The sequence below is a fragment of the Streptomyces sp. CB09001 genome, from assembly GCF_003369795.1.
Classification (GTDB): domain Bacteria; phylum Actinomycetota; class Actinomycetes; order Streptomycetales; family Streptomycetaceae; genus Streptomyces.
In genome coordinates this window covers 7,639,886-7,654,236 of record NZ_CP026730.1, presented here as the reverse complement: position 1 = coordinate 7,654,236, position 14,351 = coordinate 7,639,886, and the positions used below count along the sequence as shown (strand labels likewise).

14 protein-coding genes are annotated in these 14,351 nt (G+C 70.6%); 9 read left to right on the top strand and 5 right to left on the bottom strand.

The window, feature by feature from the left end; translation table 11 throughout:
* Positions 1-36: 36 nt before the first annotated feature.
* Entirely contained in the window at positions 37-966 is a 930-nt protein-coding gene (locus tag C4J65_RS35315; RefSeq protein WP_115746124.1) for a WYL domain-containing protein, read from the top strand.
* Positions 967-2,315: 1,349 nt separating this feature from the next.
* Here the strand turns inward: C4J65_RS35315 and C4J65_RS35305 are convergent.
* Complete coding sequence (locus C4J65_RS35305; RefSeq protein WP_115746122.1) at positions 2,316-3,257, bottom strand: helix-turn-helix domain-containing protein; 942 nt, start codon at positions 3,255-3,257, stop codon at positions 2,316-2,318.
* A gap of 142 nt (positions 3,258-3,399) precedes the next feature.
* On the opposite strand from C4J65_RS35305, the gene C4J65_RS35300 reads away from it, so the two are divergent.
* The gene (locus C4J65_RS35300) at positions 3,400-4,125 is read left to right on the top strand and encodes an SDR family NAD(P)-dependent oxidoreductase (RefSeq protein ID WP_162833505.1); all 726 of its coding nucleotides are present in this window, start codon (positions 3,400-3,402) and stop codon (positions 4,123-4,125) included.
* Between the two features lie 204 nt (positions 4,126-4,329).
* On the opposite strand, the gene C4J65_RS35295 is transcribed toward C4J65_RS35300, so the two are convergent.
* Positions 4,330-5,097, bottom strand: coding sequence for an IclR family transcriptional regulator (locus C4J65_RS35295; RefSeq protein WP_115746120.1), 768 nt, complete (start codon positions 5,095-5,097; stop codon positions 4,330-4,332).
* Between the two features lie 156 nt (positions 5,098-5,253).
* On the opposite strand from C4J65_RS35295, the gene C4J65_RS36980 reads away from it, so the two are divergent.
* Both C4J65_RS36980 and C4J65_RS36975 read left to right on the top strand, forming a co-directional pair.
* A complete protein-coding gene (locus C4J65_RS36980; RefSeq protein ID WP_240330597.1) occupies positions 5,254-5,850 on the top strand; it encodes an alpha/beta hydrolase in 597 nt (198 codons plus the stop codon).
* Positions 5,838-6,182, top strand: a complete 345-nt coding sequence (locus C4J65_RS36975) for a hypothetical protein (RefSeq protein ID WP_240330596.1) — start codon at positions 5,838-5,840, stop codon at positions 6,180-6,182. The genes C4J65_RS36980 and C4J65_RS36975 overlap by 13 nt, the downstream gene beginning before the upstream one ends.
* 105 nt (positions 6,183-6,287) lie before the next feature.
* Here the strand turns inward: C4J65_RS36975 and C4J65_RS36970 are convergent, their stop codons facing one another.
* On the bottom strand, positions 6,288-6,950 hold the full coding sequence (locus C4J65_RS36970) for a DUF6461 domain-containing protein (protein WP_240330595.1): 663 nt from the start codon (positions 6,948-6,950) through the stop codon (positions 6,288-6,290).
* Positions 6,951-7,144: 194 nt separating this feature from the next.
* Positions 7,145-7,408 carry a hypothetical protein gene (locus tag C4J65_RS35280; protein ID WP_205351117.1) on the bottom strand — a complete coding sequence of 88 codons (264 nt, stop codon included), beginning with the start codon at positions 7,406-7,408 and terminating at the stop codon, positions 7,145-7,147.
* 25 nt (positions 7,409-7,433) lie between these two features.
* Between C4J65_RS35280 and C4J65_RS36265 the strand changes: the two genes are divergently transcribed.
* From C4J65_RS36265 to C4J65_RS35260, 4 genes are all read left to right on the top strand, one after another.
* Positions 7,434-7,874 (top strand): hypothetical protein, encoded by a 441-nt coding sequence (locus C4J65_RS36265; protein ID WP_162833504.1) that lies wholly within the window; start codon positions 7,434-7,436, stop codon positions 7,872-7,874.
* A 427-nt stretch (positions 7,875-8,301) separates the two neighbouring features.
* Positions 8,302-10,515 carry an MMPL family transporter gene (locus C4J65_RS35270; RefSeq protein ID WP_162833503.1) on the top strand — a complete coding sequence of 738 codons (2,214 nt, stop codon included), beginning with the start codon at positions 8,302-8,304 and terminating at the stop codon, positions 10,513-10,515.
* Positions 10,516-10,610: 95 nt separating this feature from the next.
* Complete coding sequence (locus C4J65_RS35265) at positions 10,611-11,864, top strand: sensor histidine kinase (protein WP_115746118.1); 1,254 nt, start codon at positions 10,611-10,613, stop codon at positions 11,862-11,864.
* Positions 11,861-12,556 carry a response regulator transcription factor gene (locus tag C4J65_RS35260; RefSeq protein ID WP_115746117.1) on the top strand — a complete coding sequence of 232 codons (696 nt, stop codon included), beginning with the start codon at positions 11,861-11,863 and terminating at the stop codon, positions 12,554-12,556. The genes C4J65_RS35265 and C4J65_RS35260 overlap by 4 nt, the downstream gene beginning before the upstream one ends.
* Positions 12,557-12,707: 151 nt before the next feature.
* Here C4J65_RS35260 and C4J65_RS35255 read toward each other — a convergent pair whose 3' ends face one another.
* Complete coding sequence (locus tag C4J65_RS35255; RefSeq protein ID WP_115746116.1) at positions 12,708-13,463, bottom strand: nitroreductase; 756 nt, start codon at positions 13,461-13,463, stop codon at positions 12,708-12,710.
* Positions 13,464-13,564: 101 nt separating this feature from the next.
* On the opposite strand from C4J65_RS35255, the gene C4J65_RS35250 reads away from it, so the two are divergent.
* Entirely contained in the window at positions 13,565-14,158 is a 594-nt protein-coding gene (locus C4J65_RS35250; protein WP_115746115.1) for a TetR family transcriptional regulator, read from the top strand.
* Positions 14,159-14,351 lie beyond the last annotated feature (193 nt).

Genomic DNA, 14,351 nt, shown 5'->3' with positions numbered 1-14,351 from the left:
TCCGCTGACATCCACTGTCAGTGGATACTGAGCGGCATGCGTGCGAGCCGGCTGGTCACCCTGCTTCTGCTGCTCCAGAACCGGGGCCGGATGACGGCCCGGCAGCTGGCCGACGAACTGGAGGTCTCCGTTCGGACGGTCTACCGGGACGTCGAGGCGCTCGGTGCCGCCGGCGTCCCCCTGTACGGCGCCGCCGGCCACGCCGGCGGCTACCGGCTGGTCGACGGCTACCGGACCCGGCTCACCGGACTGACCATGGATGAGGCACGGGCCGCGTTCCTCGTCGCACTCCCCGGCGTCGCCGCCGAACTCGGTCTCGGCGAGGCGCTCGCCACCGCCCGGCTCAAGCTGCAAGCCGCCCTTCCGGCGGAGCTGCGCGAGCACGCCGAGCGGATCCAGGAACGGTTCCTGCTCGACGCCCCCGGCTGGTACGGCGACGTCGACCAAGTGCCTCACCTGGCCGCGGTCGCCGCCGCGGTGTGGGCGCGGCGGGTGGTGGTACTGCGGTACCGGCGCTGGCGGGCGCCGGAGGAGATCGAGCGGCGGGTGGAGCCGTACGGGCTCGTCCTCAAGGCCGGCCGTTGGTACCTGGTCGCCGGTGGGCCGTCGGGGATTCGCACCTACCGAGTTGACCAGATCCTCGGAATCCGGTCGCTGGAAGAAGAGTTCGTCATCCCGGACGGGTTCGACCTGGCCGGATACTGGAACGTCTATCTGGCCGACTTCCGAGCGCGGCTGCACACCGCGGACGCCTTGGTGCGGCTCACCCCGGAGGGCGCCCGCCGCCTCGGGGTGACGCCCACGGCCGACGGATGGACGGAGGTCCGCGTACCCATTGAGTCGATCGACCACGCCCACCGGGACTTCCTGCGGCTGGGCGCCGATGCCGAGGTTCTGGCACCGGCCGAACTACGCAGCCGCATGGCCGAGACGGCACGAACCCTAGCTGCCCGCTACGAAGCGTGACCCCGGGCAGAAGGGTCTCCCGACCGGGCACCAGCCACCGCACACGCTTATCGGACCCTATTGCCTCTTCATCTGAGAAGTTCAGCGTTCCTGACCGCGTCAGGACTCTGAACAGGTCCCATCGCGCCAGGTCAACGGCGCTCCTCACTTCGTCGGTCACGTGCAGGACAGCCACGCTTGTGAAACCACGGGACTGGGCGATGCGTCCGGTCCGGCTGCGGGTTTCGAGTCGCCAGGTCTAGCGACCCGCCCCGCCAGTCGTCCTAGTCAGGAATTGTGTTCAGATGTTCAGGGTTGCCTGGTGGCACGTACTGGGCGGCCGAAGGGCGAGTTGTTGCTGTCGGACGAGGAGTGGGCTGTGCTGGAGACGGAGAGGGGTCTCTCGCAGTCGACGTGTCGCGGATCTGGCGGGAGCAATGCTCATGACCTGTGGATCGGCCTCGGATCGGGCGCGCGAAGGGCGTACCTTCCCGAGTGATCGACTTCTGGTCATCGAGTTGGGCCGACGTTGCACCGTCGGCCGGGAAGGCACGCCCGTGCCGAGCGTGGCCCGCTGCGACAGGCCACCCCGGCCGACTCCCACCATGCCCCCGCGCAAACCCAGGCACTGCACCGCTATCTGCGCCCGCACAACTCCAGCGCCCGCCACCCGACGTACTCGCGCCCAACGCAGAGAACGCGCGTCCGCAGCGAGAAGGGCGTCCGCTCGAGCGGACGCCGCCTCGTACCCGCAGCCTGAACACCGCCCGGCGTCCGGTGACTCAGAAACCTCGGAAAACGCCTCGTCGCCGACGGCACCGGCGAACTCCTCAAAGTCCATGTTCGCCTCCGAGAGGTTGTTCTCGATACTCCACAGCTCGGCTGCCACGACGCGGACACACCGCCCGCGCCCACCCCGCAGGTCCACGACGAGGAGCGGCAGTTCAGCCGAGGCGAAAGCTACAGAGTCCGCAAGGACAAGAAGGGGATGCCGGTATTCCGCAACGATGAGGTCGAGGGCCTGCTCGGGCACCAAGCCCTCGTATCTCCGGTCATCGACGAGAGCCACATTGGCCAAGAAGCCGTCCCTGCTGGGCGAGTACAGCGCCGTCCGAACGGAGACCCAAGCATCGTCTGCCGAGAAGTCGGTGCGCACAACGAGGGCTTCCAAAGTGCAAGGGAGCTGATGCATGCGCGGACAGTACCGCCAACCCGGTGAACCAACCCGGGCACAGCACCAGTCACCGCTGCGTCCGGCAAGGCCGTGATCATGGTGGACCGAAGCCGGGACATCCACAGCGGCAGGCAACAGGGCACCCTCTGACCGGGGCGTCCCTGCCGTGGGCGGGTGGCGGCACCGGCCCGCACAGCTATGTGGCATCCGTTTCACGAGCAGCGGTCGCGGCGTAGTCGGTCGGGGTCCGGCCGTAGTACTTGCGGAAGGCGCGCGCGAAGTGGCCGCTGTCGGCGAACTGCCAGCGGGCGGCTATCTCCGTGACGCTCATGCGCCGGTGCGGTGCGACGAGCGCGCGGCATGCCTCCTCGAGGCGGCGGCGCCGGATGTAGGTGCTCAGCGGTCGGCCTTCCCTGGCGAAGGCCCGTTGGAGGGTGCGCGGGGAGACGTTCAGCTCCCGGGCGAGAGCCGAGGGGGACAGGGCGGGGTCGGTGAGCCGGCGGTCGGCCAGTTCTCGCGCGGCTTGGGCCAGGGCCGGAGACAACAGGGGCTCCACGTCGTCCAGGCCGCCCCCGGCGGCGGCCCGGGCCAACTCGGCCAGGGTGCTGCGGGCGGCGTCGGTCCCGGCCGGCCCGAGACCGTCCAGCATCCGGCCCACCATGGCGGCGTGCGCCGTCAGCAGCCGCACCTCGGCGGTGTCGGCCGGACCGGAGGCCGGCCCGCCCCGCCCGGGCCGCACCTCTGCGGCGGGCAGGACGAGTACCTGCACGACGGTGCGTGGCGCCGCGGAGAAGTGGGACAGCCTTCCCGTCTGTACCAGCAGGCGGCCGGCCGGTGCCGTGTGCTCGGCTCCTCCCGGTTCGCCGAACCGCCAGGCCCCCCGGTGGACGATCCACAGACGTACGTGACCGTCGGCCCCGACCCGTCGGCCCCCCGTCCGCAGGGCGGCGGCGGTCTCGAAGCGGTTGAACATCATGTCCCGCACCCGGAACCCGCGGGACCGCACCGAGAAGCCGGACACGGTCGTCCGGTGGAAGGGCGCCAGAGCGAAGGTCTCGCCCATCCGGCTCCGCCACTCGTGTGCGAAGACGCTGAAGGCGTTCGCGCCGCTCACGTCCGCCGAGAAAGTGCCGCTCATCGTTGTCGCGAATCTCCCGTTCGGGCTGACGCACCGGTCCGAGGCGCCGGGACCACACGCTTCCTACCCTTGTTCCGGCATACATCGAAGATCCGACATCCGCGGTCCGGAATGTCGATACAAGGGTAACGAGGTGGCGAAAATGAGCACGCTCGCGATCGTGGGCGCAGGCCCTCAACTCGGGCGCGCGATCGGCCGGCGGTTCGCCGCCGAAGGGGTCGACGTGGCGCTGATCGCCCGCAGCCGCACGACGCTGCAGGCAGTGGCCGACGAGTTGTCCGACACGGGTGTGCGGGCCGAGGCGTTCCCCGCCGACGTGACCGACCGCTCGGCTCTGCACGCCGCGCTCACCGCAGCCGAGGAGCGGCTGGGACCGATCGACATACTCGAGTACTCGCCCGCGCCGTCCCCGGCCGACCTGCGCCGGGCACCGCTGGTCGAGGCCACGAAGGTCACCGTCGACTCGGTTCTGGCCCAGCTGGACCTCTATCTGCTCGGGGGCGTGGCGGCAGTGCAGCACGTCCTGCCCGGCATGCTGGAGCGCGGCACGGGGACGATCCTGGTCAGCAGCGGGGCGGGATCGGGGCCCGTGATCGCCCCGCACGTGGCGAACGTCCAGATCGCCACCGGCGGGATGCGCAACTGGATCCTCAACCTGCACGCGGCGCTCTCCGGTACCGGCGTCTACGCCGCGCACGTGGCGATCGCCGCCTACATCGGCCAAGGGGGCCACGACTCCCAGCCGCAGACGATCGCCGACGCCTACTGGCGGCTGCACACCGGGCGCACCGAAGCCGAGCTGGTCATCCAGGATCTGCCGGACGACTACCTGGACCGGGGACTGGCCGACAAGTTCGTCGAGCCCTGAGGCGCCGGCGGCTGCACGGCCGAAGCAGGCGGAGGGCGGTGTGCCGTTCCGGCCGTTTACGGCAGTGGTGCCGTGGACGGAGAGCGGTGTGCCGTTCCGGCCGTCCACGGCAGTGGTGCCGTGGACGTCCTGCCCGGTGGCAGGCACCGGGCCGCGGGAGTTCCCGCCGACGGGCGCCGGTCGGCTGTCCGGCGCAGGCGTGGTTCACGTCTTCGTGGCCCGGGAGATAGCCAGACTCGCCCTGCGCAGTGCCGTCACGGCCGCGGTACGGGGCCCGCCGTCATCGGGTGCGACCAATGACAACGCGCCCAGTGCGTCGCCGCGGCGGTTCAGGATCGGGGCGGCGACGGTCGACATGGCGGTGGGCCCGGAGCGCAGTGGGTTGGGCACCGTCACGGAGCAGACGCCGTCCGTGCGTACGGTGGCCAGGAGCCGGCGGACGCAGGCCGCGTCGTCCGCGCCGGCCAGCGCTTCCTTCCGTATGCGCCCGGGGGCGTGCGCCAGCAGGGCGATGCCGATGCCGGTCCCGATGAGGGGGAGGCGTCCGCCGACCCGGTACTTGACCGCCGCCGCGTTCCGGGCGGACAGCCGCTCGACCAGAACGGCCTCGTCGCCGTCCCGCACGGCGAGGAGGATGTGCTGGCCGGTGACCCGGTGCAGGTCCTGCATGAACGGCAGCGCGGCGGCGCGCAGTCCGTGGCCGCGAGGTGCCAGCGAGGCGATCTCGAGCAGTTGCAGGCCGACGACGAAGTCGCCGTTGTCGAGGCGTTCGAGGGCTCCCACGTCCGTCAGCTGGGCCGCGATCCGGGACGTGGTGCTCTTCGGAAGGCCCGCCCGGGCCGCGAGTGTGTGGAGCGCCAGGCCCTCACCGGCCTCGGTGAAGGCGCCCAGGACCCGGAAGGCCCGCTCCAGGACCGGCTCGCCGCGCAACGGCCTGCCCGAGCGCGGGACTTGTACCGGTGTTCCACTCATCGGAATCGTCGGTGCGTGTCGTCTGCCACGGTTCGAATAATAGCTCTCTGACGTGCCCACCCGGTGAGGGCGGGCGCCGGCTCTGATCAGCGGCGCCGGGCCGCGGGAAGCGCCGTCCGCCCATAACGACGGGCAGCACAGACCGAGGAGACCACAATGGTGACCACCCCCGCGCTGCGCGACGTCCACGTCCCGCACGCCTACCCCGAACAGCAGGTCGATCTCGGTGAGATCACCATGAACTACGCCGAGGCCGGTGACCCGGACCGGCCCGCCGTGCTGCTGATCCCCGAGCAGACGGGATCCTGGTGGTCGTACGAGGCGGCGATGGGCCTCCTCGCGGAGCACTTCCACGTCTACGCCGTCGACCTGCGGGGCCAGGGGCGCAGCAGTTGGACCCCGAAGCGGTACAGCCTCGACAACTTCGGCAACGATCTGGTCCGGTTCATCGCGCTGGTGGTGAAGCAGCCCGTCGTCGTCGCGGGCAATTCCTCCGGCGGCGTCCTCGCGGCGTGGCTGTCGGCGTACTCCATGCCAGGTCAGCTCCGCGGCGTCCTGTGCGAGGACCCGCCGTTCTTCGCGTCCGAACTCGTCCCCGCTCACGGCCACTCGGTCCGGCAGGGTCGGGTCCGGTGTTCGAGCTGTTCCGCACGTATCTCGGCGACCAGTGGAGCGTGGGTGACTGGGAGGGGTTCTGCCGCGCGGCCGGCGCCTCGGCGTCGCCGATGGCGCGGTCCTTCGTGGCGGACGTGATCCCGCAGCACCTGAAGGAGTACGACCCGGAATGGGCCCGGGCCTTCTACGAGGGGACCGTCGGGCTGAACTGCCCGCACGAGCGCATGCTGGGCCGGGTCAACACGCCGGTGCTCCTCACGCACCACTCGCGCGGCACCGACCCGGAGACCGGGAACCTGCTCGGGGCGCTCTCGAACGAACAGGCCGCGCAGGCCCGGCGGTTGATGGAATCGGCAGGGGTGAAGGTCGACTACGAGTCGGTGCCGGACGCGTCACACATGATGCACCAGTCCGACCCGGCGCGGTACGCCGAGATCTTCACGCGGTGGGCGGCCGCACTGGCCCCATGACCGGGCGCCGCGCGGGCACGCGCGTACGGGCCCCGATCGCCGGAGCTCCACGGCCGGCCCGTGGCGGGTGCGCGTGACCGAACGGGCCGCCGCTCTGCCTGGGCCTCAGGCCCGCAGCCAGGAGGTGGCGGGTCTTTTGGGCACCAGCCCGCAGGTGAACTCCGCCGTCTCCAGGAGCCGGCGGGTCAGCCGGACTCCGGTGACGTGGTGCGCCAGGGCGAACTTGGCCGGGGTGAGGCTCTTCACCTCGTCCTCGTCCGCGTCCGGGTCTTCCATCGGCCCGAATCCCACCTTGCGCATGATGTCGAGCAGATCGTCAGGGTGGCTGCCTTCACGGCAGTAGGGGTCCTCGTCGTAGGACATTCGTACGGACCCGTCCGCGTACCAGCAGAAGGGCCCCACGGGGGAGACGTTGGCCATGTGGGAGACCACGGTCCGCCCTCTTGTCACGGGAAGCATGACCTCCGGTTCGGTGCCCAGGAAGCCGTTGTACTCGACCATGAGCGTCCAGTCACCGACCGGGACGACTCCCACCGGCTGGACCTCCTCGAAGACGTGGTCCTTCAGGCGGTACAGCTCGATCGTCCACTCGCGCAGCGCGCTCAGCCCGGTCACCGCCGTCCCGGCGGTGACCGGCAGAGCCTTCAGCTCCCCCAGGAGTTCCTCCGGGGGGACGGTCTGCACGTAGGTGAAGCAGTGCGACTCCTCGAAGTCGTCGTCAGTGCCGAACACGTCGGTGTAATCGGCTTCCGTGGTGAATTCCTGCATGAGCACGTCCCCTTGGCTGCGAGTGAGGCAATGAGGAGGACGAGCAAGGTGCTTGAGTCGGTTCGCCCCGGGCCGAAGCCGTCCGGTGTCGCCGTGCGCGGTGTCGGTCACTGTCACTGCGCGGTGTCGGTCATTGTCGCCGTGACAGTCGTCCGACCGGCGGTGGACGGAGCTGGCGAAGTGGTCCGCTTGAGTCAGCGGCCTTGATCGATGACGTCGTGGAGGTACTGCATGGCGAGCTTCTCGGCGTGGTGGCGACGTTCAACGACCGCTCCACCGGCATCGGACCACCGGCGGTAGAGATCGACGGTGGCGAGCAGCGCCCGTCCGGCTTCGTGGCGGTCGTAGCCGCACAGCGTCGCCTGAAGGTTGCGCGCCTCATCGGGCGCGATGGACTCCAGGTGGCGTACACCACGCGGGATCGCGCCCGCCCGGCGGGCGGCCAGAGGCCCGAGCACAGTGTCGTTCCCATGTGACACGAGGATGCTGAGTGAGCCGAAGGGCTTCGGCCACAACGTCGGCGTCGACCTGTGCCGGTGTCCTGTCGCCGTATTCGAGGATCTCGTACTCGTCGTCCAGGTTGGCGAGTCCTTCGGCCAGGGGCAGTTCGTGCCCGAAGCGCTGGTGGATTCGCAATGCCAGCTCGCGCGGCGTCAGTTCGCCGGCCGGCATCCGGGCCGCAAGTACTCGTGCGGCGGCTTCCTGTCCGCCAACGCTGCCCGCTGGGTAGAAGGTGAGGCCCAGTTCGTCAAGTGCTGGGGGAAGGAGATCGGGGACGTCGTAATACGCCTCCGTGCGTGTGCACGCGGCCAGCATTCGCAGGGCGGGGCTGTCGAGGCCGGCGATGAGCGCGTTGCAGGCGCCGGTGACGACATCGGTCGCAGGAATCTCGCCCATGCTCCAGAGGGCGGCATGGTCCTGTAGGGCGAGCGCTGCCGCCGAGGTCGATGTCACTCACCCATGATTCCCCTCCTGGTGTGTCGTGGTCGAGCCGATTTCATCGGAGGTGCTGTTCAGCGGCCGGAGCAGGGCTCGCGCGGAGTCCGTGGGGCGCATCGCGGTCTCCCCCTCGATGCCCAACACCTGGGCCAGGCGTGACCACTGGTCTGTCTGGTGGCTGCTGTGCGGGAGGCGCGGCGCATCAGCGGCTGGAGGGCTCCTCCAACTGGGGCGACCCGCGGGCCCGCCCCGCGACCTGAGGCCGACCCGCTCTCGTCCCCGGGTGGGACCCGCGGAGGGCGTAGTACTGCGGATTCAGTATCGCGCAGTGTCGGCAGCGGGACGACGACAGGACACCCCCCTCTTCAGGAGTCTGGAGGCACCTTCGAGACCCGGATGCGGAGACCTCACCGTGGCTGCTTTTCTCTACCGAATGGGCCGCTTGGCCTTCAGGCGACGCTGGACCGTTGCCCTTGTCTGGGCCGCCGTGCTGGCCGCCGTAGGACTGGCCGGCATGACCGCGCCGGAGGCGGAGGAGGAACCCTTCTCCATGCCGGGGATCGAGTCGCAGGAAGCCTTCGACCTGATGGAGCAGCGGTTCCCCGGCGCCGCCGCCGACGGCGCCACCGCCCGCGTCGTCTTCGTCTCGCCGAACGGCGAGAAGGTCACCGCCACCGAGAACAAGGCGGCCGTCGAGGCCGCGATAGCCGAACTCGGGGACGGCACACAGGTCGCGAGCACCGTCGATCCGTACGAGTCCGGCGCGGTCAGCGAGGACGGCTCCACCGCGTACACGACCGTGACCTACAAGGTCGACGCCGCCGGCCTCACCGACGCCAGCCGCAGCCACCTGGACGAGTCGCTCGAGCACGCCCGTGACTCCGGGCTCACCGTCGAGGCAGGCGGCGACGCCATGGAGGACATGGGCGGACCCAGCGGCACCGCCGAGGCGATCGGCATCTCCGTCGCCGCCGTCGTCCTGCTGATCACCTTCGGCTCACTGGCCGCCGCCGGACTCCCGCTGCTCACCGCGCTCATCGGCGTGGGCATCAGCCTGTTCGCCATCACGGCCCTGGCCGGTCCGCTGGGCCTGGCCGACACCACCAGCACCGTGGCGATCATGCTGGGCCTGGCCGTCGGCATCGACTACGCCCTGTTCATCGTCTCCCGCTACCGCGAGGAGCGCGCCAAGGGGCGGGCGGCCCAGGAGGCCGTCGCCCTCGCCACCGGCACCGCGGGCTCCGCCGTCGTCTTCGCCGGGCTCACCGTCGTCATCGCGCTCGCCGGTCTCTCCGTCGTCGGCATCCCGATGCTGACGGAGATGGGCCTGGGCGCGGCGGGCGCGGTCGTCGTCGGCGTCCTCATCGCGCTGACCCTGGTCCCGGCCCTCCTCGGCTTCTGGCCCAACGCCATACTGACCCGCAAGGACCGCAAGGCCCGCCGAGCGGGCGGTACGCCGCGCGAGGCGCGCAAGGTCAACGGCGGCACCCGCTGGGCGAGCTTCGTGCTGCGCCACCCGCTGCCCGTGCTGCTCGCGGCCGTCGCGGGCCTCGGCGCCCTGGCGCTGCCGATGACCGACCTTCAGCTCGGTATGCCCGGCGACGAGGCCAAGTCCACGGAGACCACCCAGCGGCGGGCCTACGACGCGCTCGCCGAGGGCTTCGGGCCCGGCTTCAACGGACCGTTGACCGTGGTCGTGGACGCCAGGGCCGCCGACGACCCGAAGGCCGCGGCCGAGACCGTCTCCGAGCGGATCGGCGGCACCGAGGGCGTGGTGTCGGTGTCCCCGGCCCAGTTCAACGAATCCGGCGACACGGCCGTCTTCTCCGTCGTCCCCACCACCGCGCCGACCGCCCAGGAGACCAAGGACCTGGTCAACACCATCCGCGGCGACCGGCTCGGCATCGAGTCCGAGGCCGGGGCGACCTTCGAGGTCACCGGGACTACCGCGATGAATATCGACGTCTCCGAGAAGGTGCAGTCCGCGCTGGTGCCGTACCTGCTCGTGGTGGTCGGGCTCGCCGTGCTCCTGCTGCTGGTGGTCTTCCGCTCGATCCTGGTCCCGCTGAAGGCGGCCGCAGGCTTCCTGCTCTCGGTGCTCGCCTCGCTCGGCGCGGTGGTCGTGGTCTTCCAGCAGGGCCACGGCGCCGACCTGCTGGGTGTGGAGACCACCGGCCCCATCATGAGCCTGATGCCGATCTTCCTGGTCGGCATCGTCTTCGGCCTCGCCATGGACTACGAGGTCTTCCTGGTCTCGCGGATGCGCGAGGCATACGTCCACGGCGAGCGGCCCGCCCAGGCCGTGACCTCCGGGTTCCAGCACAGCGCCCGGGTCGTCGTGGCCGCCGCGCTGATCATGATCGCGGTGTTCTCCGGGTTCATCGGGGACAGCGACGCCATGATCAAGATGATCGGCTTCGGCCTCGCCTCGGCCGTCCTGCTCGACGCCTTCGTGGTCCGGATGGCGATCGTCCCGGCCGTCCTCGCCCTGCTCGGCGAGCGGGCCTGGTGGCTGCCGAAGTGGCTGGACCGGATCCTGCCCCGGGTCGACGTGGAGGGCGAGGCCCTGACCCGCCCGACCGAGCCCGAGGCGGAACCGGCCGAAAAGGACCTCGCCCGCACCTGACCGGGTGCGCAGGAGCCGCCCGGGGTCGCCCCAGCGACCCGGGCGGCTTCGCATCGTCCACCATGGATGCCAGCCCCTCACCGAGAGAGCCCACCATGAACAGCAGCCTGGAGCGCTACACCGAGCGCGTGGAACAGTACGCGTCGCGCTTCCCGCGCTTCCCCCGCTTCCTGGACGTGATGATGGTGCTGGCCCTCATCGGCTGCGCCTTCTTCGGCACCCATCTCAGCCTCCCCGGCCTCAACAGCCCGGACACGGGGAAGTCGCTGGAGGTCATGCTCGGCCTGTCCTGCTTCGTCCTGCTGAAGTACCGCACCCACACCCGCACGGTCGTGGTCGTGGTCGCCGGGGTCACCATCGCCGCGATCGCGCGCGGCTACCTGCTCACCCCGCTGCTGCTGGCCCCGCTCCTCGCCGCGATGTACTGGCTGGCCGTCCTGTGCGACCGCCGGACCGTCCGCCTGTACGCGCTCGTCGTCACGGTGGCCCTGCTGACCGTGAACCTGTTCTCCGACGGCATGCGCGACCTCTCCCCCGTCCTGACCGTGATCGGCCCGGTGTTCTGGATGGCCCTGCCGCTCGTCGGCGGCAGCCTGGCCCGGCTGCGCGGCGACTATCTGGAAGCGGTCAAGTCCCGCGCCGAGCACGCCGAACGCACCCGGGAGGAGGAGGCCCGGCTGCGGGTCACCGAGGAGCGCATGCGCATCGCCCGCGAGCTGCACGACGTCGTAGCCCACCACCTGGCCCTCGCCAACGCCCAGGCCGGGACCGCCGCCCACCTCTCGCGCAGCAACCCCGAGCAGAGCCGGAAGATCCTCGACGACCTCACCGGCACCACCTCCTCGGCGCTACGCGAGCTCAAGGCCACCCTGGGCCTGCTGCGCCAGGACGACCGGCCCAAGGGCGAGGGCCTGGAACCGGCGCCGGGGCTCGCCCGCCTGCCCGAGCTGATCGACTCCTACCGCTCGGCGGGCCTGGAAGTCGTCGTCCACCAGGAGGGCGTGCGCCGCCCGCTGACGCCGGGCGTGGACCTGACCGCGTACCGGATCGTGCAGGAAGCCCTCACCAACGTCGCCAAGCACGCCCCCGAACGCGCCGCCCACGTCAGCTTCACCTACGCCGACTCCCGACTGCTCATCACCGTCAGCAATGACGGCCCGGCCACCGCCACCGCCACCGCCACCGCCGTCAACGGGACGTCCGGCGGCTTCGGGCTGCGGGGCATGCGGGAGCGCGCCCAGTCCATCGGCGGCGACCTGTGTGCCGGCCCCCGCCCCGAGGGCGGCTTCGATGTCACCACCGCGCTGCCGCTGCAGCCGTCCGCCGCCGGCGAAGGAGAGTCCCGATGACCGTGAAGGTGCTGCTCGCAGACGACCAGGCCCTGCTGCGGGCCACGTTCCGCATCCTGATCGACTCCTGCCCGGACATGGCGGTCGTCGGGGAGGCGTCCGACGGGGCGGAGGCACTGGAGGTGGCCCGTACCCACCACCCGGACGTGGTGCTCATGGACATCCGCATGCCCGGGACGGACGGCCTGTCCGGCACCGCGGCGATCTGCGCCGATCCGGAGCTGGCGACCACCCGGGTGCTGATCCTGACCACCTTCGAGACCGAGGACTACGTCGCCCAGGCGCTGCGGGCCGGAGCCAGCGGCTTCCTCGGCAAGGACGTCACCGCGGACGCGCTGCTGGCCGGCATCCGCACGGTGGCCTCCGGGGAGGCGCTACTCTCCCCCGGCGCCACCCGCACCCTGATCACCCGCTTCCTCACCTCCCCGGCCCCCGGCACCCACCTGGTGCCCCCGGAACGGCTCGCCGACCTCACCGGACGGGAACGGGAGGTGATGGCGCTGGCGGCCGAGGGCAAGTCCAACGCGGCGATCGCCGAGCTGCTGGTGGTCAGCCCGCTGACGGTACGGACGCACATCCACCGCGCGATGACGAAACTCAACGCCCGCGACCGGGCACAGCTCGTCGTCATCGCGTACCAGTCGGGCCTGGTGCAGGCGGGAGGGGACAACGGGACCCCCGCCGAGGCATAGGAATTCCGATGCACCTGTTGGAATTCTTGGCTGCCGGGCCGTCGGGGCCGGACCTGTCTCGAAGTCTTCCCGCAGAGAATGCCCCGTCAACCGTGGTACGGCCGATCGCGACCTGCGGGAACGACTCGGGGCGTGCGCGTCGGGACCAACTCTACGTGTGGAATGTGGTGGTTGCCTCCAGGGCCGCCCGGCCGGTCGCGACCTGGTTCACCGGCGCATTCCCGTCGGCGTAGCCGAAGGAGATACCCACGAGCAGCTTCCCCTCGTCCACTCCGAGTTCATCGCGGACGGTGTCGGCGTAGAAGCTGAGCAGGCCCTGCGGGCAACTGGCCACACCGTAGCCGGTCATGGCCAGCAGCAGCGTCTGCAGGTAAGCGCCGGCGTCGGCGGCCAGTCGCGGCCCGCCGTCGCCGGTGACGAACAGGAACGCGGCATGAGGCGCTCCGTAGAAGCCCAGACTTTCCGCGTCGTAGGCCGCGCGAGCCGGGTAGTCGTCGGGGCCGATACCCAGCGCTCCGTACAGACCGGCGCCGAAGGCGGCCCGCCTTTCCTGGTGGACGGGGGCGTACATGTCCTCGGAGTACGGGTAGTCGGCAGTGACGCGCCGCTCGGCGTGGGCCGTTCGCAGCGCGTCGGCCAGACGGTCTCGCCGTGCGCCACCGACCACCTCGACCCGCCAGGGCTGCGCGTTGGAATTGGACGGCGCGGTGCCGGCCAGGGAGAAGACCTCGCGCAGAGTGTCCTCGGGTACCGGGTCGGGACGGAATGCGCGGGTCGCGCGGCGCGCGCGGATCAGCTGCTCGGCGTACTCCAACGTTCGCGTCCCGCCCTGCTGTGTCCCGCCCCGCTGTGTCCCGCCGGTGGGCGCCTCGCTCGTGTGTGTCCGGGTGAAGACCGGTCCGCTCATGGAACTCTCCTCAGGCCGCCGAAGTAAACGGAATCGTTTACTTGAAGTGGCACTATAACCAGTCACCCCCTCCGAAGTAAACGAGAACGTATACTTACGTCATGACCACGATGACGACGGCGTCTCGACGGCCGGGGCGCGGAGGGCGGGAGCGCATCCTGGCCGCCGCGGCCGGACTGTTCGCGGCCCAGGGGATCAACGCGACCGGCATGGAGCAGATCGCGGAGCGGGCACCGGTGTCCAAGCGCACCCTCTATGCGCACTTCAGGACCAAAGACGAGCTGGTCCTCGCCCACCTCAAGGACCTCTCCTCGACGGGACGCACCCTGGAGGGCGTGCTGGCCCGCGAGGACGTCCCCGCCAAGGAGCGAATCCTCGCACTGTTCGACCCGCCCCCGACCGGCACGGATCCCGTGCGCGGATGCCCGTTCATCGACGCCGCCGCGGAGTTCCCCGACCCCCAGAACGCGATCCACTCCTACGCCCGCGAACAGAAACTGCTGATGGTGCGGCTGGTGACCGACCTGGTAGCGGAACTGGGCTGCCGCGAGCCCGCCGTCCTCGCCGAGCAACTCGTGACCCTCGCGGACGGCGCCGCCAGCCGCGCCATGGTGCTGGGCGAGTCGAACTACGGCCGGCACGCGCGGACAGCGGCGGAGACCCTCCTGGAAAGGGCGCTGCCGACCACGATCTGACAGGTCCCACCGGGTTGCTCGGTATGCCTGGCGCCTGATGCAAAGATCCCGCCGCTCGACGGAGAGGAAGGCGGGGCTTTCACCACAGGCCTTCGTGCGGGATCAACGGACTCAAGCACAACCGTGCGGCCGCCAACCCGGTTCGACAGGCTCAGTCATCCAGTCCGACGAGGACGCCCCCGTCCGGTTCGCC

Bases quoted from the DNA above. Each gene is read 5' to 3' on its own strand.
- C4J65_RS36265 (WP_162833504.1), top strand. From the start codon at position 7,434: ATGCTGAGTGAGCCGAAGGGCTTCGGCCACAACGTCGGCGTCGACCTG.
- C4J65_RS35255 (WP_115746116.1), bottom strand. From the start codon at position 13,463: ATGAGCGGACCGGTCTTCACCCGGACACACACGAGCGAGGCGCCCACC.
- C4J65_RS35300 (WP_162833505.1), top strand. From the start codon at position 3,400: ATGAGCACGCTCGCGATCGTGGGCGCAGGCCCTCAACTCGGGCGCGCG.
- C4J65_RS35260 (WP_115746117.1), top strand. From the start codon at position 11,861: ATGACCGTGAAGGTGCTGCTCGCAGACGACCAGGCCCTGCTGCGGGCC.
- C4J65_RS35305 (WP_115746122.1), bottom strand. From the start codon at position 3,257: ATGAGCGGCACTTTCTCGGCGGACGTGAGCGGCGCGAACGCCTTCAGC.
- C4J65_RS35315 (WP_115746124.1), top strand. From the start codon at position 37: ATGCGTGCGAGCCGGCTGGTCACCCTGCTTCTGCTGCTCCAGAACCGG.
- C4J65_RS35295 (WP_115746120.1), bottom strand. From the start codon at position 5,097: ATGAGTGGAACACCGGTACAAGTCCCGCGCTCGGGCAGGCCGTTGCGC.
- C4J65_RS36980 (WP_240330597.1), top strand. From the start codon at position 5,254: ATGGTGACCACCCCCGCGCTGCGCGACGTCCACGTCCCGCACGCCTAC.
- C4J65_RS35265 (WP_115746118.1), top strand. From the start codon at position 10,611: ATGAACAGCAGCCTGGAGCGCTACACCGAGCGCGTGGAACAGTACGCG.
- C4J65_RS35250 (WP_115746115.1), top strand. From the start codon at position 13,565: ATGACCACGATGACGACGGCGTCTCGACGGCCGGGGCGCGGAGGGCGG.
- C4J65_RS36970 (WP_240330595.1), bottom strand. From the start codon at position 6,950: ATGCAGGAATTCACCACGGAAGCCGATTACACCGACGTGTTCGGCACT.